Raw genomic sequence first — 22,692 nt, forward strand, 5'->3', positions numbered from 1 at the left:
GTCAGAACGGGCAGACCCGGGCGGCCCCGTCCGGCGTCCGGTCAGGCAGTTCGGCCCCGGCCGGCTGACCCATCCCGGCCTCGCGCATCAGCCGGGCGATCGGCCGCCCGGTACCGCTGTCATCGGCCTCGTAGCGCCGGATCACCGACTCCTGGACGTTCGCCGGCTTCTCCTGGCTGAACTTGAACAGCCCCTCCACCGCGTCGATCCGGAGCCGGAAGGCACCCACGCCCGGCAGGATCCGGCGGAAGTAGTCGACCGACGCGGTCTGGTCCCAGCCGGCGCCGAAGCGCTCCTCCAGGCGCTCGGCCGTCCAGCGGACGACCTCGAGCGTGTCCTCCGGCTCGTGGATCAGCTGGAGCCGCCCGCACACATGCACGGCCGCGAAGTTCCACGTCGGGGCGGACGGGTCACCGGGGTAGACGGCCGGGGTGACGAACCCGCCAGGTCCGTCGAACATCAGCCGGGCGTATGTGCCGTCGGCCAGCGCCCGCCAGTGCGGGTTGGCGCGGTTGAGATGGCCGAAGAGCTCCGTGCCGGCGAGCGGGCCGGACTCAGGCTGGCCCGGAGCCACGAGGGCCGGCAGGCGGGACGCCCACGGCACCGTCGCACCGTTGGTGGTGAGCGTCGCCAACGGGTGGCCGTCGATGATCCGGCGGTGCCAGTTCTCGTCCTGGATCTGGTAGTGGCTGGGCACGAACATGGATACCGCCTCACACGATCGGGGTTAACGGCACACCGCGTACGCCTGGCGGCCGCGCGGACCGGCCGCGGCCCGCAGGAAGCCGGTGGCCGGGTCGACGCCGGCGGAGCAGACCTTGCCGAGCGTGGACTCCGGCACCACGTCGAGCCGGTGCCCTCTCCTCTCCAGCGCGGCAAGCACGGTGGGGTCGAACGAACGCTCCACGACCACCACGCCCGGCCGCGAGATGCGCGGCGCGAACGACTGCGCGAAGTGGTCGATGTGCCAGGCGGGCAGCTCGGCCGCCGCCTGCGGTTCGTATCCGAACTCGGCGACCGCGAGGAACGCATGGAGCGTCCACTGGTCCTGCTGGTCACCGCCCGGCGTTCCGAAGGCCAGGAACGGCGCGCCGTCGCGCAGCACGATGCTGGGACTCAGCGTGGTGCGAGGACGCCGTCCGGGCGCGAGCGAGTTGGGATGTCCCTCGGTCAGCCACGCCGTCTGTCCTCGGGTGCCGAGCGCGAAACCGAGTTCGGGGATCACCGGCGCACTCTTGAGCCAGCCACCGCTGGGCACGGCGACGACCAGGTTGCCCCATGCGTCGGCCACCGCCACCGTGCAGGTGTTCCCTGCGCCGGCCCGCGGACCGGCCGGGGTCACTGTGGGCAGGCCACTGCGCAGGTGGGCCATCCAGTCCGGCTCGTCCACGCCCGGCTCCTGCGGCTCCGCCTGCGGGATCCAGGGCTCGGCGCCGCCCGGCCGTCCGGGCTGCGGATCGAGGTTCGCCCGCGCACCGATGAGCGAGCGCCGCTCGGCGGAGTATCCGGGCGCCAGGAGCTCGGCCATCGGCACGGGCGTGTGCTCGGGGTCGCCGTACCACGCCTCCCGGTCGGCGAACGCGAGCTTGGCCGCCTCGGCGACGGTGTGGACGTACTCGTCGCTGCCCAGCCCCATGGAGCGCAGGTCGCATCCTTGCAGGAGGGCCAACTGCTGCAGGAACACCGGGCCCTGGGACCACGGTCCCGGCTTGTGGACGGTGAACTCGCCGTACGGCAGTGCGCACGCGGCCTCGACACCAGGCCGCCAGGTTGCCAGGTCGTCGCCGGTCAGCAGGCCGCGGTGCCGCCTTCCGGTCGAGTCGAACACCTCGGTCGTCCGCGCGAAGCGGTCGATCGCCTCGGCGACGAAGCCCTGGTAGAACGCGGTGTGAGCCGCCTCGATCTGGGCTTCCCGGTCCGCCGACTTCGCCCGCGCCTCGCGGATCAGCCGTCGATACGTGTCGGCCAGTGCCTCATTGCGCATCCGGGACCCGGCTGCCGGAACCGCGCCACCCGGCAGATAGGTGCGGCCCGACTCGGTCCACTCCGTCCGGAACAGGCCGGCCATGGCCTCGATCGTCGACGCGGCGGCGGGCAGCAGCGGGTAACCACGGGAGGCGTATCCGATCGCCGGTTCGAGGACGGACTCCAGCGGCATGGTGCCGTACTCGCCGAGCAGTCGCATCCAGGCCCCGAACGCGCCCGGCACGGTCGCCGGAAGCAGACCGCCCGCGGGCATCTGCTTGATGCCGAGTGCGGCGAACGCGCCGATGGTCGCCGCCTGCGGCATGGGTCCCTGGCCGCAGATGATGCGGACCGCGTCGTTCGAGCGCGAGTAGACGGCGATCACGACGTCACCGCCCGGCCCGTTCGAATGCGGCTCGACGATCTGCAGGGCGAACCCGGCGGCCACCGCCGCGTCGAAGGCGTTGCCGCCGCGCTCCAGGATGCCCATGCCTACGGTGGACGCGAGCCAGTGTGTCGCGGCCACGCCGCCGAGGGTTCCGGTCAGCGCCGGTCGCAGGACGGTCATCGGCTCACTCCTTGGCCAGGGTCGTAGGGAAGGTGGGGAGCGGCTGGGACGGCAGGTCGCATGCCTGCTGCGCGACGCCCAGCAGGATGTCGACGAGGCCGTTCTCGCACTTGACCACTTCGGCTTTCTGCAGCTCGGCCGGCTTCTCGTCGGTGTCGCCCGCCGCATACAGCCCGTTCGCGGCGACGTCCTGGGCGATGGCCACGAGCCGACGCAGTAACTGGGCCACGACCTCGTGCCGCGAGACCGGGGCCCGCAGCGTCGTGAAATACGAGTCGTAGATCAGCCCTGCGGGTCGGTGACCAGGACCGCGGACGGCGGCCTCACGCAGCAGCGACCGGCCGTTGGTGACCAGGCGCGCGGCGACCCCGTCGTGGACGAGGTGCAGCAGGGTGATGGAGTCCAGCAGCTCACCGGCGTCGGCGTCCGCCGTCCCGGGCAGTCGGCGGCGGCGGAAGAGGTCCCGGATCGGCCAGTAGTCCGGCGCCCAGGCGCCGCTGAACGCGCGGTGCCGCAATCGCATGCTCGGCCGGATCAGCACGTTGTAAAGGTCGGGGGGGCACGAGCCGGTGTAGAGCAGCATCGCGGAGTAGCCATCGACATAGCGGCTGATCTGCGGCAGCACCTCGTCGGCCGGCCGGCGGCCCTCGTTGAGGTCGTCCACGAGCTGAGCGATCAGCCGCCACACTATGAAGCACACCTGATGCCCGGTGAGCCACCGGAACCAGAACAGCTCGTCCGGCGATTCGCACGGCTGGACCTCCGGCGTCAGCAGGCCGCGTTGGCCGAGAGCCGCCAGACGCCGGCAGCTCTCGGCGTAGTGCCCGGCCGGAACCTTGCCCGCCGGGGCGTCGGGATCTCCCACTGCCGGCAGGACCAGGGGTTCGAGCCCGTACGCGAACCCGCCGAAGTCCCATCGCCCGACGGCCGGCAGGTCGCACAGCGCACCAATGCCGGACGGCTTCATGACAGGCCGTCCGGCACGAACGTGAACTCGAACTCCAGCCCGTTGACGTCGTACGTGTAGAAGCTCTGCACGCCGTCGTCGTCGATCACGATGTCGGTCGGCTGCTCATCGATCGCGAAGGTGTAGCAGCCGGACTCGTGGAGTTCGATCCAACGCCGCCGAAGCCGTACCAGGTCCTCGGCGGTGCTCACGCTGAAGCAGAAGTGCTGGAACTGCACGGCGCTCTCGGCCGGTTCGGACTTGCGGCCGGGCCGTTCGAAGAGGTGGAAGCGGACGTCACCGAGAACCATCTCGGTCAGCTCGCGAATCCCCGGCAGGCGGCTGCGGGTCAGTTCGGAGAACCGGTCGAGCGACCAAGCCCGCCGGCACCCGAGGAAGTCCTCGTACCAGCGGATACTGTTCTCAAGGTCAGTCGTCTGCACTCCGACGTGATGAAACCGTGGACTGGGAAATCGGGCCTGGGTCGCCACGGTGACGGCCGATGGCGTCTCTCTCATGTCTCATCACTCCAGCGGAGGAAGCGCATCCGGACACTGCTGTCGCCATGTCATGATGGCCGCCAATTACGGTTCGGAGAGTTCCCCGCTTTATGGGACAACCGGCGATGGAATTGCTATTGCTGTGCATCAGGCATGACGGATATTCAGGCCGCGACAGCAACGTGACCGGGCGTGGGGACAGGGGGCCGACGACAGCTGCGTCGATCGCTCCCTGGAGGGTGCGTCAGCAGCCGCCGCGGGTGCGGGCGGGGATGATCTCGCCACCGTCCCTGTGCGGAACCTGATCGCTCACATCACCGATTGGAGCACCGACCACGCCTCGGCACCGCACTCCCCCAGGGGCACGTGATCGACAAGGCGGACCGCCGCATCAGCTGTTCTTCAACGAGGCGGACAACAAAGGCTGTTCTCCCTCTACGGGAGCCGTAGGCACCCTTCGGGCAAGGAGACGCCGGTGCCGCGCAGGTGTTTGATGGCCGCTGCGAAGGAATAGCAGTCGAAGAGCGCCGAATGTTCCTTCCCGGCCGCGGGCTTGGGAAGACCGAGTACCTGCCACAGGCGACCTACGTTGGCCGTGGCTGTCTCAGGTGCGAGGGAGTTCAACCAGGGGCGGATATTCAGGAAATTGGCGGCGAGGAAACCGTTCTTGACTTCCTGTCCGCGAGCTCGTGCCCAGCCCACGTTCTCTCCGAGAACGACCATGTCGTTGCCGTAGGAGAGCACCGACTGACCTCGACAGAATCCCAGGAAATCGCCGAGTGCTGCTGTGGCCGAAACCCCTTCCCGGTCCACCATCTCCTGGTCGATTCCGGTCAGCTCGGTGAAGTATTCGGACAGCTGTGGATTGACCACGGGCCGCACCAGTGCTTCGTACTCCTCGACGACGGAGCAGTCCTCACGCAGACGCAGCGCGCCGATCTGCACGATCTCACGAAGCTGTCCCGGCGCACCCCAGTCGTGCTCAAGCGCCCCCGGCCACGACGTGAATTCAAGGTCGAACACAACGAATGTGGGCACGACCGGTCTCCCTCTGGCGCGAGTGGCTGACAGATTACCCTGAGCCCGCTTTACTGAGCTCGTCGCCCAGCAGACCGAATCAGCGCATCGTTTGAATCGGCTGCCGACGCACGGAACGCCGCTTCAGCGAGCAGTCGGAGTCGAGGCGAAAGGGCGGCACGCCACTGGAGCGCCTCCAGCGCGTTCTCGACCGGCGTGCGGCCCTGGCCGGCCCTCGGCTCTGCCAGTCGTCGCGCACCACGTACGGGATCTTGAGGCGACGAGCAGGCCCATGGCAGGCTCCTGCCGCATGATCGACGAATTCGCGAAAGACAACCTGCACCGGAGACTGCGGCGGGACCGCAAGGCGCTACTCTGGAAACTCGACGGCTTGTCCGAATACGACGCCCGCCGACCTTTGACAGCGACCGGGACCAACCTCCTCGGCCTGGTCAAACACGTGGCCACCGTCGAGGCCAGGTACTTCGGCGAGGTCTTCGACCGCCCTTCCCCGGAACCGCTGCCCCGCTGGCAGGACTACGACGGCAGCGATCAGTGGGCGACCGAGGACGAGACCCGCGATCAGATCATCGGGTTCTATCGGCGCACGTGGGAACACGCGGACGCGACGATCAACGAGCTTCCCCTCGACGCCCCCGGCCACGTGCCGTGGTGGCCGGAGCCTTCTCCCAACACCAACCTGTTCGCCGTCATGGTCCATGTCCTCGGCGAGATCAACCGGCATGCCGGGCACGCCGACATCCTGCGCGAGGGCCTCGACGGCCGGACCGGGATGCGCCCCGAACACGAGCAGCAGATCGACGAGGAAGCCCGTGCGGCCTACTGCGCGAAGATCGAGCAGGCTGCCAGGTCGGCCTCACCGGTCAAGGCCTAGAGGGCCCGGAGGTTGTCTCACGTGACGTATTTCTGGGCGGGTCGATCGACCACTCGCCAGTGACGGGCCCGGGCGGGTCGGTCGGCGTGGGTGAGGGAAGAGCGACCCGCCCGGGAGTTCGCGTCACTGGAACGACCCTGACCGTCAGGTCCGCGCGGTCACAGGCCCACGTCCCGGCCGCGGATGTCCTCCATGGACTCCCGCCGGACCAGCAGGCGGGCGATGCCGTCGCGTACCGCGGCCACCGGCGGGCGGCCGACCAGGTTGTAGCCGGAGGCCATGGACAGGTGGTAGGCGCCTGCCACGGGTACGGCGAGCAGGTCCCCGGGGCGTACGTCGGCGGGGAGTTGGGCGTCGACGGCGACGATGTCGCCCGCCTCGCAGTGGCGGCCGACCACGGTCATCCGGGCCTGGGCCTCGGTGCTGTGCCTGCCGATCAGGCGTGGGGCGTATCGGACGCCGTAGAGGGCCGGGCGCGGGTTGTCGCTCATGCCGCCGTCCACGGCGACGAAGACGGTCTCGCCCGAGCGCTTCACGGACAGGACGCGGTACAGCGCGATGCCCGCGGGGCCCGCGATGGCCCGTCCCGGCTCGATGATCAGGCGAGGGACGGGGAGTCCGGCCGTCGAACAGGCGTCGGTGAGTTCGGTGCGCACCCGGTGGGCCAGCGCGGTCAGGTCCAGGGCCTGCTCACCGGGGCGGTAGGCGATCCCGTGACCGCCGCCCAGGTCGAGTTCGGGCAGGACCAGGCCGTGTTGCTCATGCAGCCGGGCCATCAGGCCGACCATGCGGCGCACAGCGGCGACGTACGGCTTGACGCTCGTGATCTGCGACCCCAAGTGACAGTGCAGACCGGTCAGTTCGAGTTGCGGCTGGTCGAGTATCCGGGCGATGGCGTGCTGGGCGTAGCCGTCGGCGATGGACAGACCGAACTTCTGGTCGTCCGTACCGGTGCGGATCTTGTCGTGGCCGCCGGCGCTGATGCCGGGCACCACCCGGACCATCACCTTCTGGTGGCCGCCGGGTCCGACCGCCGCGGCCAGCCGGGCGATCTCCGAAGGGCTGTCGATGACGATACGGCCGACGCCCAGGCGCAGGGCGGTCTCCAGGTCTCGCGGGGACTTGGCGTTCCCGTGCAGCGTGATCCGCTCCGGCGGAAAGCCGGTCGTGACGGCGAGTTCGAGCTCTCCGGCCGAGCAGACGTCCAGGCCCAAGCCCTCCTCCTCGACCCAGTGGGCCACGGCCCGGCACAGGAACGCCTTGGCCGCGTACAGGACTTCGGCGTCGGGGAAGGCGTGCCGGTAGGTGCGGCAGCGGTCGCGGACCTCAGCCTCGTCGATGGCGTAGACGGGGGTGCCGAAGCGGTCGGCGATCTCGGCGAGCGGTACGCCGCCCACGGCGAGGTCGCCGTGCCGGAGCTCGGTGGTCGAGGCGGGCCACACCGACAGGTCGGCGGACGCGGTGGGGGCGGTGGGTTCGTGGATCGTGGTCATGTGTCTGCCTCCCTCAGGCTATCCGCAGCGCGAGAGCGGGAGCGGCGGGCTCGACCGGTGCGGGTGCCGGTGCCGAGAACTGCGGGTCCACCGTGACGGTGGTGATGCCGAGCGGGACGGTCAGCGCGCGCAGGGCCGGCCCGGCGAGGCGGATCCACGCCTGCTCTGGACCGAGCGTGGCGGTCAGTTGCTGTACGGAGGTGAAGCCGACCGCCGTACGGTCGCCGAGCGGGGTGCGGAAGAGCCGGGCCGCACAACCGCAGGGGCCCGGCCGGACGGGGACGTACAGGAGTCCGGCCGGGAATCGATCGGAGGGCTCGGGGTCGTCGTCGTAGAGGAGTTCTGTCATCGGGTGCCTCCGCTGGGGCAGCGAGCGAGTGGTCCTGGAAGCCCCGGACGCGGGAAGGCGGGCCGGGGCTCGCCTTCGACGTTATGCCCGGTCTCCCCGGCTTCCGGAAGTGCCCTGACGGGACTCTGACGATGATCCGGCCGACCTTGACGGAGCGCTGACGTCGCCGGTCGGAGGGGTGGAGAGGCCTTGCCGGAAGGGCGTCAGGAACGAGCCTGAGGGGTGGTCGGAAGCCTTGGAACGGAGGTGGTACGGAGGCGTTCCGAGGAGGAAGAGATGTCCGAGTTCCCCTGCCGTCGACCGCTCGCCTCGTGGTGGGAGTGAGAGCGCAGGCGCTTGTCGCCCGGGGCACCCCGGTACGGGTGCTGGTGCGGCTCGCCGACCGGGAGCGCGATGTGGTCGTGGTCGGTACCGGACGGCAGACCCGGCTGCACCGGGCGTTCTGGCCGTCGGTCGGCCGCCACTGCCTCGCCCACGCCGGCTGCCCCGTTCTCGCGGCGCCGCCGTCCCCGCTTCAGGCCGCGTGGGCCGACCAGCTCATCGAACTCGCCGCGGAACAGGGTGACTTCACCGGACTACGACGTCCGGCGGAACCAGGGCAGCACGACGGCCGCCGAGGTCCTCGACGAACTCGTCGACGAATGACATGTGCGGCGCCACCCGCGTCCAGCCCGTCTACACCTCGATGTGCGAGCCCATGATGACCGTACGGTCACCGGGCAGACCGAAGTACTCGGCGGCGTCGGCCGTGATGTGCGAGGTGGCGATGAACGGCCGTTTGCGCCACGGAGCCATCGTCGGGGCCTTCCCGCGCCGGAGCTCGATCTTCGACAGGAAGTAGGACGCCTGGTCGAGTTGCAACGGCCCTTCGGTATCGGCCGGGCGGACGCACGCGACCGACCCACTCATCGGATGTCCTGAGCAGCCGACCAGCGCACCTGACACCCCATCGGAACGGCGTCGAATGAACCCGTGTCGCGTCCCACCGACTCGACACGAGCCCGCCGCTCCGACGGAGAAACACCAGTCAGGGGCCTGATCCACTTTCGCGGATCGGGCCCCTGACTGGTTTCCGAGGTGTCTGTACGTCAGCTGGGTGTGATCTTCAGCGACGCTCGGCAGATCATGGAGTCGATTTTCCCTCTCGCGTGATCAGCCCGGCCGTATCGGCATTCGCCTGCAGCCCGGTCAACACGGCCGATCAGACACCGGTGCGCCGCCATCAGCGGAACAACCCACAGACCGTCAGCGACAGCCCGTGCTCCACCGGTTGGTCTCGCCATGGCGCACTGGTCGGCACCCGCCGGCGGCTCCCGTCGCTCAGTCTTCGCCGACGGACGGCCCGGCGATCTGCGCGACGGGCAACAGCCCTTCCAGCGCTGCCCATTGCCCATCCGAGAGCTCCTCATGCCCCGCACCGAGATCATCGCGGCACGAGACGTGGCGAGAAGCCCCCGCTCCAGGACAGGACCTAGAAGGCGCTGTCGTTGCAGCCCATGGACGAGCCCACGTGAGAGTTCTGCCCACCCGAGTTGCCCTCGCCGTTGAGCGCGTTGCCCAGCGCGCCGTTGAGGACACCGACCTGGCCGAGGACGTCGACGTTCAGGTCGTGCGACTTGCAGCGGGCGCTCTGCATGACGGTGCCGCTGTGACCGTCGCCTCCGTCGGCGGCGGCGGTGCCGACGCTCAGGAGTCCGGCGCTACCGAGCGCGACGGCCAGGACGACAGCCTTGTGAAGCTTGTGCATGTCATCTCCGATGGAGTGAGGTGGGTGCGATCCGTGAGAGATCGACTTCGTTCAGTTACTAGACGCTAATATGAAGAATGGTGATATTTGGATGATGACGCGCCGGAATTCGTGATCTCCTCCGCCGAGCACGTCCAACACGCCTACGCCCCCGAGCCGCGGATCTCAGTCCACCCGCCCCGCGTCCGCCGTCACCCGCGCACCCTCCTGCCCCACCCGACCCCCTTCGGCATCCGAGCCGTCCCCCATCCGGGGGGGGTGCGCCCCCGCTTCCCGGCGGGGGCGTTTCGGCCATCTGCCGGATGGGCGGCCGCACGCCGTGCACCGAGGCTTGCCGCATGGAACGTCACATACAGCGCCCAAGCCCACCGCTGACGGACACGGAACCGAACCCCTGACGCCAGTACGGCACCAGGAGGGTCAGCGGCGGTTCCCTCCCGTTGCGCGATCCTCGGCCGACGGTCACGCTCACTGCAACCAGACCGTCCAGCCCAACCCCTCCCGGCCTGCCCACACTCGACGAAAGCCCGACCACAGTGCTCCCCACCATCCTGGCCGCCGCGGTGATGGCCCTGATCCGTTCGCTCGCCGCGCTCCGGCTCCAGCGCTGGCACCTCGGCGCTCCGGCGACCATGGTGCTGGCCGGCGTCCTGGTGGGGCTCAGCGTGGAGGACTCGGTCGTCGCCGTGCTGAACACGGAAGTGGCCCAGCATGTCGCCGAGATCATCCTGGCCTTCCTGCTGTTCGTCGACGCCACGGAGGTGCGCGGCGGCCGGTTGTGGGGCAACTCGCCCCGGCTGGTCGGCAGGGTGCTGCTGGTGGCGCTCCCGGTGAGCCTCGGTGCGGCGATGCTCGTGGGCAAGCTGGCGTTCCCGGAGTTGCCCTGGGCTCTGATGCTGGTCGTCGCCTGCATCGTCGTACCGATCGACTTCGCTCCCAGCGAGCATGTCGTGCGCGATCCCCGGCTGTCGGCGCGGGTGAGGAGCGTGCTGAACGTCGAGAGCGGCTACAACGACGGCATCGTCTCGCCACTCTTTCTGTTCGCGCTGCTGCTGGCCGGCGGCAGCTCCACCGTCCACACGCCGGTCGACGCCCTGACGACCGCCGCCGCCCAGGCCGTGAAGGCCGTACTCGCGGGGCTCGTCCTGGGCAGCCTCGTCGCCTGGCTGCTGCACCTGGCCGCCCGGGCCGGGTGGACGACCGAGCAGTCGCGCCGGATCGCCGTGGTGCTGACGCCCCTGATCGCCTACACGGCCGGCGTCCAGATCGGCGGCAACGGCTTCGTCACGTCCTTCGTCTGCGGGATCGCCTTCCGCTACGTCCACCGCGTCCTCGCCGCCCGCCGGATCCGCACCTCGCCCGCGGCCCGACCGGCTCACCACTCGGGCGCCGGCCCCCAGGACGTCGGTCTCCTGGAAGACGTCACCGCCCTCATGACGATGACCATGTGGTTCGTGGTCGGCCTGGCGGCCGTGGTCACCTTCTCCATCGGCGTGAGCTGGCCGGCCGTTCTGTTCTGCCTGACGGCCCTCACCGTCGTTCGCATCGTCCCGGTCCTGGCGTCCCTCACCGGCTCGCCCCTGCCCCGCCGCGACCGCCTCCTGATCGGGCTCCTCGGCCCACGCGGCACCACCACCATCGTCTTCGGCCTCATCGCCTACAACGGCCTCCCCGACGGCACCGGCGCCGACACCGTCCTCCAGACGACCGTCCTGTGCGTCCTGGGCAGCGTTCTGCTCCATGGCATGGGTTCAGAGACCCTCATCAGACGCAGCCGGCCGACCCGCCGGCACACCGTGCCAGCCCTGGTGCAGTGACGTCCGAGCAAGGGGCACCTCCGGGGAGCAAGAACCCTGCCCCAGCCGCCCACCCCGAGTGACCGACGCGCGGGACACGAGCCCGGGTGTCCGCAGGTCAGCGCACCCTTCCCCGAGGCTTCAGCGGCACCGGCGGAAGTTCCGGGGCAGGCAGCGGCGCACCGTCGCACCCCTTCACCTCTCCGAATCGCGCCCCCGTCATCCAGTCCTCACGAGCCTGGACGATCTCTTCCTGGGACCGCCCGATCCAGTTCCGGAACACAGCGGATCCTGCGCGCATCAGTGCAGGTCAGCGCGGTTCCGAACCGGTGAGGGTCAGCAAGCTGCCGGCATCCGTCGTGGAGGAGTCAGCAGGAGTCCGGGTTCGCGACCCAGGATGCGGCCATCGAGCGATTGACAGAGATCTACAAGGCGAACAGGGCGGCGCCGCGGGGCCAGGCGAAGGCGGAGCGGATCGCCAGGTACGGCGCGATGCGGTTCGATGAGTACGCCTGCGAGTGGAAGGCCGGCCTTCGGCGTCGTGCGCGCCAAGCGATTGGGTCGGCACCGGCAGCTTCCACCTGACCGGCCTCTCCGACCGCGACCCGCGGCACAAACTGCCGGTCGTCGAGCACCTGGAGGCCGCGCTCTGCACCGACGCCCCGGTCACCCTCGCCGCCACGCGCACCTTCCCGGTGAAGGAGCCGCCCTCGGGGACGCTGATGAGCGCCATGCATCACGGCGTCCCCAACCGGCATTGGACCGCCCCGGAGCCGATCACCAATAGTGCTGGGCATGGGCGCAGACGCCGTGACGGAGGTTCGACGATGACCATCTCCCCCACACCCGCAACCGCCGAGCCGGCCCGTGCCGCCTCGCCGTTGACGATCAGTGAGCAAGGCGCGTTCTGGGTCGGTGTCGGGCGCAAGCCGACCGAGGCCGGGACCGCCGCCGAGGCCGCGATGTACGTCCAGTACCAGATCCCGGCCGAACTCCGGCATCCGCTGCCCGTGGTGATGGTCCACGGGGGCGGCGGCCAGGGCACGGACTACCTGTCGACGCCGGACGGGCGCCCCGGCTGGGCCACCCGGTTCCTCCAGGCCGGTTACGCCGTGTACGTGGTCGACCGTCCAGGTCACGGGCGCTCCCCGTACCACCCCGATGTCCTCGGGCCCATCGAGGGCGCGGCGCCGACGTACGAGTTCATCCGCTGGCTGTTCTGCGAGGGGGCGGGACGACCTGGCAGCCAGTGGCCCGGCAGCGGCGAGATCGGCGACGACTCCGTACTGGACCAGTTGATGGCGAGCCAGGGCCCGACGCTGCCCACCTTCGCCGAGAACGAGGAGCAGATGCGGCGCTGCGGGGCCGAGTTGCTGGACCGTATCGGACCGGCCGTGCTGATCACCCACTCCATGGGGGGGCCGTTCGGCTGGCTGGTCGCCGATGCCCGGCCCGGGCTGGTGAAGGCCGTCGTCTCCGTCGAGCCGATCGGGCCGCCGTTCACCGAACTGCCCGGCCTCGGAAAGCTGGAGTGGGGGCTCACCGCGGCCCCGATCACTTACGAGCCGCCGGTACGGACCCCGGAGGAACTGCGCCTTCGGCTGCGCGAGGCGGGGGGCGACGGGCTGCAGGACTGTCTCGTCCAGGACGAAGAGGCAGGCGCCGTGCGGTCCCTGCCAGGGCTCCAGGGCTTCCCGATCGCCGTGGTCGCGGCCGACACCTCGCCGTTCGCGGCGTTCCAGCACGGTGTCGCCGACTACCTCGCACAGGCCGGTGCCGACGTCGAGTTGCTGCGCCTGGCGGACCTGGGACTCACGGGCAACGGTCACCTGCCCATGGGCGAGAAGAACTCCGACGACGTGGCCGAGGCACTGATGACCTGGCTGGACAAGCGGCTGACGGATGTGGAGGAAACGTCCCGATGACCACCGTGGCGACCGTCGAGACCGATGTGCTCATCGTGGGAAGCGGGCCCGCGGGAGCGAGCGCCGCACTGGCCCTGAGCACCTATGGCGTGCCGAACGTCATGGTCACCCGCTACTCACGCCTCGCGGACACGCCCCGGGCGCACATCACCAACCAGCGGACCATGGAAGTGCTGCGTGACCTGGGTGTCGAAGAGGATGTGATCGCCCAGGCCACCCCGCAGCATCTGATGGGCAACACCGTCTTCTGCACCGCCATCGCGGGCGAGGAGCTCGGCCGGCTGAGGTCCTGGGGCAACGAACCGCTCGTGCAGGCCGCGCACGAGCTGGCGAGCCCGACCCGCATGTGCGACATGCCGCAGCACCTCATGGAGCCGGTGCTCGTGAACGCGGCCATCGCACGCGGAAGCCAACTGCGGTTCGGCACCGAGTACCTGTCGCACGAGCAGGACGCCGACGGCGTGACCGCCACGGTCCGCGACCGGCTGCGCGGCGACACGTACGCCATCCGCGCCAAGTACCTGATCGGCGCGGACGGCGGCCGCAGCAAGGTGGCCGAGGACGCCGGGCTGCCGATGGGCGGCCAGATGGGCGTGGCCGGCAGCATCAACATCGTCTTCGACGCGGACCTCAGCAAGTACGTGGCGCACCGACCCGCCACCCTCTACTGGGTGCTGGCGCCCGGCGCGACCGTGGGCGGCATCGGCGCCGGCCTGGTGCGCTGCGTACGGACGTGGAACGAGTGGCTGATCGTGTGGGGCTACGACGTCGACGCCGGGCCGCCGGACCTCACCGAGGAGTACGCCCTGTCCGTCGTCCGCAAGCTGATCGGCGACGACGAGATCCCGGTGACCATCAAGTCGTCCTCCGCGTGGACGGTCAACGAGATGTACGCCGAGACGTACTCCAGCGGCCGGGTGTTCTGCGCGGGCGACGCCTGCCACCGGCACCCACCGTCCAACGGGCTGGGCTCCAACACCTCCATCCAGGACTCCTACAACCTGGCGTGGAAGTTGAAGCTCGTCCTGGACGGCACCGCGTCCCCGTCCCTGCTGGACACCTACAGTGACGAGCGTGCGCCGGTCGGCGAGCAGGTCGTCACCCGGGCCAACCAGTCCATCGGTGAGACGGCACCCGTCTTCGAGGCGCTCGGCGGCCTGGCGCCGCAGACCCCCGAGCAGCTGTGGCGGAACATCGCCGCCCGCAAGGACGCCACTGCGGAGGCCGAGGAGCAGCGGGCGCGGCTGCGGGAGGCGATCGCCTTCAAGGCATACGAGTTCAACGCCCACGGCGTGGACCTCAACCAGCGCTACACCTCCGCCGCGATCGTCCCGGACGGCACCGAGGACCCGGGCTTCGCACGCGACCCCGAGCTGCACTTCCAGCCGAGCACCCGGCCCGGCGCCAAGCTCCCGCACGCCTGGCTCTCCGCGGGCACCCGCAATCCGTCCACCCTGGACCTGGGCGGGAACGGCCGGTTCACCCTGATCACCGGCATCGGCGGCGAGCCCTGGACGGAGGCCGCCCGCATCCTCGGCAAGGAGTTCGGCCTGGAGATCGCCACGGCGGTCATCGGCCCCGGCCAGGAGTACGAGGACCCGTACGGGGACTGGGCCCGGCTGCGGGAGATCGGCGACTCGGGCGCGCTGCTGGTGCGGCCGGACAACCACGTGGCCTTCCGCCGCCAGGACGCCACCGGTGACGTCACGGCCGCACTGGGGGACGCGCTGCGGCAGATCCTCGGGCGGGACTGAGCGGCCATGGACCTCACCGCGAAGACCGCGAAGACCGTGAAGGACGCGACGACGACGGCGGTGCTGGAAAGCTTCGCCCACACCTCCGATCCCCGACTGCGCGAGGTGCTGGTCTCCCTGACGCGCCACCTGCACGATTTCGTACGGGACATCGAGCCGACCCAGGCCGAGTGGGAGCGGGCGATCGACTTCCTCACCGCAACCGGGCACATGTGCGACGACACCCGGCAGGAGTTCATCCTGCTGTCGGACGTCCTGGGTGTGTCGATGCTCGTCGAGACGATCAACGACCACAAGGCCGCCGCCGCGACCGACTCGACGGTGCTCGGCCCCTTCCACATGACCGAGTCCCCGGTCCGTGACCTCGGGGCGAACATCGATCTGGTCGGCGGCGGCGAGCCGTGTGTGATCAGCGGACGGGTCGTCTCCGTCGACGGCACCCCGCTGCCCGGCGCGACGCTGGACGTGTGGCAGGCCGACGACCAGGGCTTCTACGACGTCCAGCAGCCGGAGAAGCAGCCGCCGGGCAATGGGCGCGGGCTGTTCACAGCGGACGCGGAGGGACGGTTCTGGTTCCGCTCGTGCGTTCCGAGCCCGTATCCCATTCCGACGGACGGGCCGGTCGGCTCGCTGCTGGAGGCGACCGGCCGCCACCCCTACCGTCCGGCCCATGTCCACTTCATCGTGGGCGCCGAGGGGTACCGCGCGGTGACGACACACATCTTCGTGGCGGGCAGCGACTATCTGGAGTCGGACGCGGTCTTCGCCGTGAGGGAGAGCCTGGTCGAGGAGTTCGTCGAGGTGGACTCCCCCGCGGAGGCCGCGGAGTTGGGCCTGGCCAACCCCTTCCGCCGGGCGCGCTTCGACATCGTGCTGCAACCGGTGATCGCGTGAGGGAACGCGCCCTGGGCTTCACCTACCAGGCCCAGCCGATGCGCGTCGTCTTCCGGTCGGGTGCCGTCCCGGACGCGGTGCCCGACGAGGCCGCGCTTCTCGGACTGCGCCGCGTCCTCGTGCTGTGCGACGACCACGGCCTGGACACGGCCCGTGCCGTCGCCGCGTCTCTCGGCGACGCCTGCGCCGGGCTGCACGGCGGGGGCGGTGACGCACGTCCCGATGGAGGTCGCCGACCTGGCCGTCGAAGCGGCTCGCGAAGCCCGGGCCGACGGCTGCGTGGCGGTCGGCGGCGGTTCCGTGACCGGCCTGGCCAAGGCCGTCGCGCTCAGGACCGGCCTGCCCGTCGTCGCCGTCCCGACGACGTACGCCGGATCGGAGATGACGCCCGTCTGGGGCCTGACCGAGGGCGCGGTCAAACGCACCGGGCGCGACCCGAAGGTGTTGCCGCGCAGCGTCGTGTACGACCCGCTGCTCACGCTCACCATGCCGCCCGTGGGGTCCGCGACGAGCGGCATGAACGCGATCGCGCACGCCGCCGAGGCCCTGTACGCCCCGGACTCCACCCCGATCGTCTCTCTCATGGCGGAGGAGGGTGTGCGGGCGCTGGCCGCGGCCCTTCCCGAGATCGTCGCCGACCCCTCGGGGCATGACGCCCGCAGCCGCGCGCTGTACGGGGCGTGGCTGTGCGGTGCCTGTCTCGGCGCCACCACCATGGGGCTGCACCACAAGCTCTGCCATGTGCTCGGCGGCACCTTCGACCTGCCGCACGCCGAGACGCACGCCGTCGTCCTGCCCCATGTGCTGGCCTTCAACGCGCCGGCGGTGCCCGAGGCACTGGCGGCGCTGCGCCGGGCGCTCGATGTCCCGGATCCGGTACGGGAGTTGCACGAGCTGGGCGAGCGGCTGGGCATCCCGCGATCGCTCGCCGACCTGGGCCTGACCGCCGCCGACGTGGACCGTGCCGTCGATGTCGCTCTCGGGGCGCCGTACGCGAATCCCCGCCCGGCCTCCGCCGACGTGCTGCGCGCCGTCCTGCACGCGGCCTGGGCGGGCGAGCCGCCGTACGGCGGCTGACCCCTGCTACTGGGAGATCTCGGCGTACGGAACGCCGGCCGCACGTCGGGCCACCCGGCGTGCGACCTCGGCGAACGCCGGGGCGGCGGGCGAGTGGCCCGTCCTCGGATAGGCGACCGCGGCCACCGCGTGGAGGGGCTCCTTCGGAGCGACGGTCTCCACTCCCGGGTGGTGCGGGAACATCCGGGCGCCCGACAGTGGCATCAGTCCCACCATGCGCTGGTAGGCGATCTTCGAGGTCATGTCCAGGACCGAGCGGGCGTGGGAGCCGACTGTCGGGGCCTCGTGGTCCCCGTGGTGTCCCCCCACCCACAGGTCGTCATCCGGGTGGGGGGTGACCCAGGGCTGGTCGTAGACCTCGGTCATGTCCACCGCGGCGGCCGAGGCCAGCGGATGCCCCTTCCACAGCACGAGGGAAACGGGCTCGGTGAAGATCGGTACGCGGGTCAGGCCCGGCATGTCGACGTTCAGACACATCAGCGCCACGTCCCACTCGCCGGCCAGCAGCGGGGCTTGCCCCTGGTGGAAGTCCGCTTCATGCACGCGGATCGTGGCTCTGGGATACCGCTCGCAGAACGCCTCGATGACCGGATGCGTCAGCTCCGCGAGAGCCACCCCGTAGAGCGCGACCCGCACCTCGTCCCGTCGCCTGGCCTTGATGGCGTCTGCGGCGGCGGCGAGCCGGTCGGCATCGGCCAGCACCTCGCCCGCCCGTTGGAGCAGTTCCGCGCCGTCGGCGGTGAGCGCCACATGCCGTTTGTCGCGGTCGAACAGCTGGACGCCCAGCTCACGCTCGAGGGCGGCGATCGATCGCGTCAGCGCGGGCTGGGTGAGGTGCAGACGCTCGGCGGCGACCCGGTAATTCAAGGTCTCGGCGAGCGCCGAGAAATGGCGCAGACTCCGGAGTTCCACTCAGCCCTCCAGAAAGGCGAGGTCCACGGCGTTGTGGTCCGCGCCACGTTACCGCGCGCTTCCCCGCACGTCACCAGGCAGAAATGTGCGGCATTCCCGCCGCCCCCTCCGACCTGCTGTGATGCACGGCACTCATCAAGCCCGCAGCTACCGGCATTGGACGGTCCTTCGCCGCGCTGCCAACACTCCCTTCAGGCCGACCCAGAACAGCAGCGGATGGGGTGCGAATTGTCCGAGACAACCGAGACAGCCGAGAAAATCATCGAGATTCCGCAGCCGGAGCCGGACCTGACACCGGAGGAACTGGTGCGCCGGGCCGCCGGCATGAGGGCCTGGCTTCGTGATCACCAGGACGAGACCGAACAGCGGACCGGTATCCCCGAGGACACGCACAAGGCGTTCCTGAAGGCGGGTTTCTACCGGTCCCTCCAGCCACGCCGCTTCGGCGGTTACGAGTTCGACCTGCGGACCTACTCCCGGATGGTCACCGAGCTGGCCCGCGGCTGCCCGTCCAGCGGCTGGAACCTGTGTCTGGCCGCCTCCCACAGCCTGGTGGTGGCCGGCCGCTTCCCCGAGAGCACCCAGCGCGAGGTGTTCGGGCCGGACGGTGACTTCCGGGCCCCGCTGCCGATCGCCCCGAGCGCCACCGCGACGAGGACCCCCGACGGGTACCTGGTCAACGGCCGCTGGGACTACTCGTCCGGAGTCAACGTCTCCACGCACTTCCTGGGTGGCGTACTCATCTTCGACGAAGAGGGCGGCATACCCACGCCGGGAATGGTGCTCGTGCCCTCCGGCTGGCGGATGCTCGACAACTGGGGCGAGATCCTGGGCTTCCGCGGCAGCGGCTCCAACAGCGTCGTGGCCGAGGACGTCCTCGTACCGTACGAGTACGTGTCCAGGACCCACCTCGGGGCAAGCGACGTCACCGACGGGCCGGGTGTGGAACTGCACGGCAACCCGCTGTACGCGGGCCGGCTGATGTCGTTCTTCAACATCCAGCTGTGTTCGATCGTGGCGGGCACCGCCTGGGCCGCGGTCGACGAGTACCGGCGGATCATCACCACCAAGAACACCACGCTGCCGCCCTTCAAGCCGCGCAGCCACGATCCGGAACACCAGCGCAACCTCGGCCTGGCCACGGCCCTGGCCGACAGCGCGCAGCGGATCATCCTGTCGGTCGCCGACGACTACCTCGCGTACGCCGCCCGGGGCCTGGCAGGGGGCGAGCCCTTCTCCGACCTGGACGACCAGGCCCTCTCCGTCACGGCCCGGCAGTCCGGCCAACTCGCCTGCCAGGCCGTCGAGATGCTGGCCTCGGCCAGTGGCTCCAGCGCGCTGGCGAACGGCCAGCGCATGCAGCGGTACCTGCGCGATGTCGCCACGTACAAGACCCACATCAACGCGCAGCACGGCTCGTGGGCCACGGCGTACGCCCGTTCTCTGCTCGGCGTGGAGAACCCGGCGTGAACCGGCAGACGCCCGCCGCGACGGCACCCGGCGGCGGCCCCGCGGACGACCCCGGCCGGTTCCGGCACGTGCTCGGCCACTACCCGACGGGTGTCACGGTGGTCACCGCGAAGGAACCCGACGGCACCCCGGTCGGCATGGTGATCGGCTCCTTCACCTCGGTGTCCCTGGACCCTCCGCTCGTCGCGTTCTTCCCCGGCTGCTCGTCCACGACCTGGCCAAGGATCATGGCCGGCGGCTCCTTCTGCGTGAACGTGCTGGCCGCCGGCCAGGAGGGCCTGTGCCGGGACGTCAGCGCCAAGGCACCCGACGTCTTCGACCGCCACCCGTGGCGCGGCGCGCCCTCGGCCAGCCCCGTTCTGGCAGGCGTCGCCGCCTGGATCGACTGCGACATCGCCGACGTGTGGACCCTCGGCGACCACTACTTCGTCCTCGGCCGCGTCCGGGAACTCGGGGTGGAGAAGACCGGCGTCTCGCCGCTGGTCTTCTCCCGGGGGCGGCTCGCCCCGCTGCCGCCCCGCCGGGACCACGGCGACTCGGCCGACTACACCTGGCCCGACTGGCTCTGAGAACTCTGAGAGAAGAGAGACGCACCATGCGCAATCAGGGGCTCGGCTCGTGGCCCGTGCGGCGTGCCCGCATGGCACCGGAAGCCACCGCCGTCGTGCACGACGGTGGATCCCTGTCCTACGGGGAGCTGGCCGCGCGCGTGACGCGGCTCGCGCACGCCCTGCGTGCCCTGGGGGTCGGGCACGGCGACCGGGTGGCCTACCTCGGCGCGAACCATCCGGCCCTGGCGGAGACCCTGTTCGCCGCAAACGCGCTGGGCGCCGTCTTCGTACCGCTCAACACCCGCCTCGCGGCGCCCGAGTTGGCCTTCATCCTGGGCGACTCGGGAGCGACGGTGCTGGTGTTCGCGGCCGAACTCACCGACGTCGTCGACGCGTTCAGGGACGACGTCGAGGTGAAGCACTACGTCGAGGTGGGGAGCGCGTACGAGGAGCTGTTGGCGAACGCACCCGACGACCCCCTGGACGAGACGGTCGGCCTCGATGAGGTGTGCATGATCCAGTACACCTCGGGCACCAGCGGCCGTCCCAAGGGGGTCATGCTCACCCACGCCAACATCGCCTGGAACTGCTTCAACATGCTGCTGGACGTGGACATCGCCTCCGACGACGTGGCTCTGGTGGTGGCACCGATGTTCCACACCGCCGCCCTCAACGCCGTCTTCCTGCCGGGCTTCCTCAAAGGAGGGACGTCGGTGCTGATGCGCGCTTTCGACCCGGAACGGGTGCTCGACGTCATCGCCGAGCACCGGGTGACGAGGATGTTCGGCGTGCCCGCGATGTACCAGGCCATGGCCCGGTCGTCGCGGTGGGCGACGGCCGACCTGTCGTCGATCCGGATCCTGCAGTGCGCGGCGGCACCCGTACCCAAGGCCCTCATCCACACATACCAGGGCCGCGGCCTGACCTTCCTCCAGGCGTACGGCCTGACCGAGACCGCCCCCGCCGCACTGGGCCTGCGCGCACAGGACAGCATCCGCAAGGCCGGCTCAGCAGGCACACCCTGCTTCTTCACCGACGTACGCGTGGTGCGGCCCGACCTCACCGATGTCGCACCGGGCGAGGTCGGCGAGGTGATCATCGAGGGCCTCAACGTGATGAAGGGCTACTGGCAGTGGCCCGAAGCGACCAAGGACGCCTTCGTCGAAGGAAGTTGGTTCCGCTCCGGAGACGCGGCCACCGTCGACGAGGAGGGGTACGTCACGATCGTCGACCGCATCAAGGACATGTACATCTCCGGCGGGGAGAACGTCTATCCGGCCGAGGTCGAGCAACTCCTCTACCAGCATCCCGCGGTCGCCGAATGCGCGGTGATCGGCGTACCCGACGAACGATGGGGCGAAGTGGGCAGAGCGCTGGTCGTGCCCCGCGCGGGCGCCGACGTGTCGCCCGACGACATCATGGACTCCCTGTCCGGCCGACTCGCCAAGTACAAGCTCCCCAAGTCGGTCGTCCTCGTCGACGCCCTGCCCCGCAACGCCACCGGCAAGATCCTCAAGGCCCGCCTGCGCAGCCAGTACGGCTCCCTGTCGGACCGCGGCGCCGAGGAGGCATGACGCCAGGCCAGGGAATCCGAACACGCCACGCCACACGGTCACCACATCGTCCGCCGACAGTGGCGGGGCCTCGCCTCCCTGCGGGCCCCCGCGAAGGCGGGTCTTCGAACTTGAGCGGTGCGTCGTCCCGAGTGGACTGACTGGCTGTCACGTTGCGTGAGGACCACGGTGTCGAAACCCATGGCCACCAGCAGCCACCCGGTCGCCGCCGCCCCGAGGGCAGCCGGGGTGAAGGACAAGGACACGGACACCGGGCGGCCATCACCACAGCGGACCTGCCGAGGGCCGAGCGACCATGCCGTACCACCGCAACCCGCGGCTGTGACGCCTGCTCCCGTCTCTGCGTCGGCCGCAACAGCGTCAGCTGACCGGCCGAGGACTTCTTCTGACGCCCAGCCGAACGGTTCCTCGGCCTCCCGGCTTCACCCGGTGAACCGCAGGTGCTGGTCCAGCACCTGCGGTCGCGCCGCCGGACACCTGCATGCCCGAGGAAGGCGTGCCGTACGGTCGGACTTTGCGGTCAGGCCCTTTGAAGATGCTCGTCATTGCCGCTCCGGGGGTCGGCGCAGGAGAGCTTGAGCTCATTCACCGTATCGTCGGAGGCCTGCGGTGACGCCTGCGCACGATGGGCCGCGAGGAGTCGCCGCAAGGCGGCGACGCTCTCGTCGATGCGGTCCGGTGCGCCGGACGTGACCTGGTGAAAGACCAGGCCGTCCAGGGCCGCGAAAACGATGCCCGTCATCTCCTGTGACACGTCGAGGCAGACCAGCGCCTCGCGGACAGCATTGCGGTAGGCGTCGTAGAGCAGGTCGACGTGATGGCGCAGTTCAGGCCGCCGGCTGGATTCGAGCTTCAGCTCGTACTGGAAGATCTGGAGGTCGGGGTCGGCCGCGACGAAGTCGGCCAGGGTCGCGGCGAAATCCTCCAGCCTTCCACTCGCGGGTACCAGCGAGGACGTCTCCACGCTGCGGGCGACGCACCACCGCAGCGCCTCTTCGAGCAGCGTGTCGCGCGAACCGAAGTGGTGGGCGACCAGCCCGTGCGTGACACCGGCTTCCGCTGCGACGGCACGATATGTCAGCTTTCGCAGGCCACCACGGACCACCACCCTGACCGCCGCCTCCAGGAGAGCCCCCCGCCCCTCGCCATAACCGGGCCGGGCGTCCTGACCGGCATCTCCGTCCCTTTCCGCCTCGGCAGTCACTCGCCCTCCTCCTGTCCGGCTGTTCCCCGAAGGTCAATCTATCCTATTGACAAGT

Annotated in this window: 20 protein-coding genes and 2 pseudogenes; 10 read left to right on the forward strand and 12 right to left on the reverse strand. The window is 70.1% G+C overall.

Annotated features, from left to right (window positions below; all coding sequences use genetic code 11):
- Position 1 precedes the first annotated feature (1 nt).
- The 5 genes from ACWDAG_RS13780 to ACWDAG_RS13800 form a co-directional block, all read right to left on the reverse strand.
- Entirely contained in the window at positions 2–703 is a 702-nt protein-coding gene (locus tag ACWDAG_RS13780; protein WP_450695802.1) for an FMN-binding negative transcriptional regulator, read from the reverse strand.
- Between the two features lie 24 nt (positions 704–727).
- Positions 728–2,533: a gamma-glutamyltransferase family protein gene (locus ACWDAG_RS13785; RefSeq protein WP_450695803.1), complete on the reverse strand. Its 1,806-nt coding sequence runs from the start codon at positions 2,531–2,533 to the stop codon at positions 728–730.
- A 4-nt stretch (positions 2,534–2,537) separates the two neighbouring features.
- A complete protein-coding gene (locus ACWDAG_RS13790; RefSeq protein ID WP_450695804.1) occupies positions 2,538–3,500 on the reverse strand; it encodes a hypothetical protein in 963 nt (320 codons plus the stop codon).
- Positions 3,497–3,997, reverse strand: a complete 501-nt coding sequence (locus tag ACWDAG_RS13795; protein WP_450695805.1) for a VOC family protein — start codon at positions 3,995–3,997, stop codon at positions 3,497–3,499. The genes ACWDAG_RS13790 and ACWDAG_RS13795 overlap by 4 nt, the downstream gene beginning before the upstream one ends.
- Positions 3,998–4,414: 417 nt before the next feature.
- Positions 4,415–5,017 (reverse strand): exonuclease domain-containing protein, encoded by a 603-nt coding sequence (locus ACWDAG_RS13800; protein ID WP_450695806.1) that lies wholly within the window; start codon positions 5,015–5,017, stop codon positions 4,415–4,417.
- 289 nt (positions 5,018–5,306) lie between these two features.
- On the opposite strand from ACWDAG_RS13800, the gene ACWDAG_RS13805 reads away from it, so the two are divergent.
- The gene (locus ACWDAG_RS13805) at positions 5,307–5,891 is read left to right on the forward strand and encodes a DinB family protein (RefSeq protein ID WP_450695807.1); all 585 of its coding nucleotides are present in this window, start codon (positions 5,307–5,309) and stop codon (positions 5,889–5,891) included.
- Positions 5,892–6,049: 158 nt separating this feature from the next.
- Here the strand turns inward: ACWDAG_RS13805 and lysA are convergent, their stop codons facing one another.
- On the reverse strand, positions 6,050–7,384 hold the full coding sequence (lysA, locus tag ACWDAG_RS13810; RefSeq protein WP_450695808.1) for a diaminopimelate decarboxylase: 1,335 nt from the start codon (positions 7,382–7,384) through the stop codon (positions 6,050–6,052).
- 13 nt (positions 7,385–7,397) lie between these two features.
- Positions 7,398–7,733, reverse strand: coding sequence for an SAV_915 family protein (locus ACWDAG_RS13815; protein ID WP_450695809.1), 336 nt, complete (start codon positions 7,731–7,733; stop codon positions 7,398–7,400).
- Between the two features lie 320 nt (positions 7,734–8,053).
- Between ACWDAG_RS13815 and ACWDAG_RS13820 the strand changes: the two genes are divergently transcribed.
- Positions 8,054–8,434: a universal stress protein gene (locus tag ACWDAG_RS13820; protein WP_450695977.1), complete on the forward strand. Its 381-nt coding sequence runs from the start codon at positions 8,054–8,056 to the stop codon at positions 8,432–8,434.
- Here ACWDAG_RS13820 and ACWDAG_RS13825 read toward each other — a convergent pair.
- Positions 8,409–8,642 (reverse strand): KUP/HAK/KT family potassium transporter, encoded by a 234-nt coding sequence (locus ACWDAG_RS13825; RefSeq protein WP_450695810.1) that lies wholly within the window; start codon positions 8,640–8,642, stop codon positions 8,409–8,411. The two genes, ACWDAG_RS13820 and ACWDAG_RS13825, sit on opposite strands and share 26 nt — an antisense overlap.
- Positions 8,643–9,204: 562 nt before the next feature.
- Positions 9,205–9,480, reverse strand: a complete 276-nt coding sequence (locus ACWDAG_RS13830) for a hypothetical protein (protein WP_450695811.1) — start codon at positions 9,478–9,480, stop codon at positions 9,205–9,207.
- A gap of 536 nt (positions 9,481–10,016) precedes the next feature.
- Here ACWDAG_RS13830 and ACWDAG_RS13835 point away from each other — a divergent pair.
- On the forward strand, positions 10,017–11,297 hold the full coding sequence (locus ACWDAG_RS13835) for a cation:proton antiporter domain-containing protein (protein WP_450695812.1): 1,281 nt from the start codon (positions 10,017–10,019) through the stop codon (positions 11,295–11,297).
- Positions 11,298–11,394: 97 nt separating this feature from the next.
- On the opposite strand, the pseudogene ACWDAG_RS13840 reads toward ACWDAG_RS13835, so the two are convergent.
- Positions 11,395–11,559 (reverse strand): annotated as a pseudogene (locus ACWDAG_RS13840) (pirin family protein); the annotation flags it as partial.
- 235 nt (positions 11,560–11,794) lie between these two features.
- Here ACWDAG_RS13840 and ACWDAG_RS13845 point away from each other — a divergent pair.
- The 4 genes and pseudogenes from ACWDAG_RS13845 (at position 11,795) to ACWDAG_RS13860 (ending at position 16,926) form a co-directional block, all read left to right on the forward strand.
- On the forward strand, positions 11,795–13,201 hold the full coding sequence (locus ACWDAG_RS13845; RefSeq protein ID WP_450695813.1) for an alpha/beta hydrolase: 1,407 nt from the start codon (positions 11,795–11,797) through the stop codon (positions 13,199–13,201).
- Positions 13,198–14,955, forward strand: coding sequence for an FAD-dependent oxidoreductase (locus tag ACWDAG_RS13850; protein ID WP_450695814.1), 1,758 nt, complete (start codon positions 13,198–13,200; stop codon positions 14,953–14,955). Before ACWDAG_RS13845 ends, ACWDAG_RS13850 begins: the two co-directional genes overlap by 4 nt.
- Positions 14,956–14,961: 6 nt before the next feature.
- The gene (locus tag ACWDAG_RS13855) at positions 14,962–15,849 is read left to right on the forward strand and encodes an intradiol ring-cleavage dioxygenase (RefSeq protein ID WP_450695815.1); all 888 of its coding nucleotides are present in this window, start codon (positions 14,962–14,964) and stop codon (positions 15,847–15,849) included.
- Positions 15,850–15,887: 38 nt separating this feature from the next.
- Positions 15,888–16,926 (forward strand): annotated as a pseudogene (locus ACWDAG_RS13860) (maleylacetate reductase).
- Between the two features lie 6 nt (positions 16,927–16,932).
- Here the strand turns inward: ACWDAG_RS13860 and ACWDAG_RS13865 are convergent.
- Complete coding sequence (locus ACWDAG_RS13865; RefSeq protein WP_450695816.1) at positions 16,933–17,838, reverse strand: LysR family transcriptional regulator; 906 nt, start codon at positions 17,836–17,838, stop codon at positions 16,933–16,935.
- 228 nt (positions 17,839–18,066) lie between these two features.
- On the opposite strand from ACWDAG_RS13865, the gene ACWDAG_RS13870 reads away from it, so the two are divergent.
- Genes ACWDAG_RS13870 through ACWDAG_RS13880 form a run of 3 tightly spaced genes read left to right on the forward strand, consistent with a single transcriptional unit; the run spans position 18,067 to position 21,433 of the window.
- Positions 18,067–19,308 carry an acyl-CoA dehydrogenase family protein gene (locus ACWDAG_RS13870; RefSeq protein ID WP_450695817.1) on the forward strand — a complete coding sequence of 414 codons (1,242 nt, stop codon included), beginning with the start codon at positions 18,067–18,069 and terminating at the stop codon, positions 19,306–19,308.
- Positions 19,305–19,877 (forward strand): flavin reductase family protein, encoded by a 573-nt coding sequence (locus ACWDAG_RS13875; protein WP_450695818.1) that lies wholly within the window; start codon positions 19,305–19,307, stop codon positions 19,875–19,877. Before ACWDAG_RS13870 ends, ACWDAG_RS13875 begins: the two co-directional genes overlap by 4 nt.
- Before the next feature lie 26 nt (positions 19,878–19,903).
- On the forward strand, positions 19,904–21,433 hold the full coding sequence (locus tag ACWDAG_RS13880; RefSeq protein ID WP_450695819.1) for an acyl-CoA synthetase: 1,530 nt from the start codon (positions 19,904–19,906) through the stop codon (positions 21,431–21,433).
- Between the two features lie 520 nt (positions 21,434–21,953).
- Here ACWDAG_RS13880 and ACWDAG_RS13885 read toward each other — a convergent pair.
- Positions 21,954–22,637 (reverse strand): TetR/AcrR family transcriptional regulator, encoded by a 684-nt coding sequence (locus ACWDAG_RS13885; RefSeq protein WP_450695820.1) that lies wholly within the window; start codon positions 22,635–22,637, stop codon positions 21,954–21,956.
- Between the last annotated feature and the right edge of the window lie 55 nt (positions 22,638–22,692).

The organism is Streptomyces sp. NPDC001157 (assembly GCF_053598255.1).

Coding starts and splice junctions, on each gene's coding strand:
- ACWDAG_RS13830 (WP_450695811.1), bottom strand. CDS start 9,480: ATGCACAAGCTTCACAAGGCTGTCGTCCTGGCCGTCGCGCTCGGTAGC.
- ACWDAG_RS13855 (WP_450695815.1), top strand. CDS start 14,962: ATGGACCTCACCGCGAAGACCGCGAAGACCGTGAAGGACGCGACGACG.
- ACWDAG_RS13790 (WP_450695804.1), bottom strand. CDS start 3,500: ATGAAGCCGTCCGGCATTGGTGCGCTGTGCGACCTGCCGGCCGTCGGG.
- ACWDAG_RS13850 (WP_450695814.1), top strand. CDS start 13,198: ATGACCACCGTGGCGACCGTCGAGACCGATGTGCTCATCGTGGGAAGC.
- ACWDAG_RS13795 (WP_450695805.1), bottom strand. CDS start 3,997: ATGAGAGAGACGCCATCGGCCGTCACCGTGGCGACCCAGGCCCGATTT.
- ACWDAG_RS13805 (WP_450695807.1), top strand. CDS start 5,307: ATGATCGACGAATTCGCGAAAGACAACCTGCACCGGAGACTGCGGCGG.
- ACWDAG_RS13880 (WP_450695819.1), top strand. CDS start 19,904: ATGCGCAATCAGGGGCTCGGCTCGTGGCCCGTGCGGCGTGCCCGCATG.
- lysA (WP_450695808.1), bottom strand. CDS start 7,384: ATGACCACGATCCACGAACCCACCGCCCCCACCGCGTCCGCCGACCTG.
- ACWDAG_RS13785 (WP_450695803.1), bottom strand. CDS start 2,533: ATGACCGTCCTGCGACCGGCGCTGACCGGAACCCTCGGCGGCGTGGCC.
- ACWDAG_RS13780 (WP_450695802.1), bottom strand. CDS start 703: ATGTTCGTGCCCAGCCACTACCAGATCCAGGACGAGAACTGGCACCGC.
- ACWDAG_RS13825 (WP_450695810.1), bottom strand. CDS start 8,642: ATGAGTGGGTCGGTCGCGTGCGTCCGCCCGGCCGATACCGAAGGGCCG.
- ACWDAG_RS13815 (WP_450695809.1), bottom strand. CDS start 7,733: ATGACAGAACTCCTCTACGACGACGACCCCGAGCCCTCCGATCGATTC.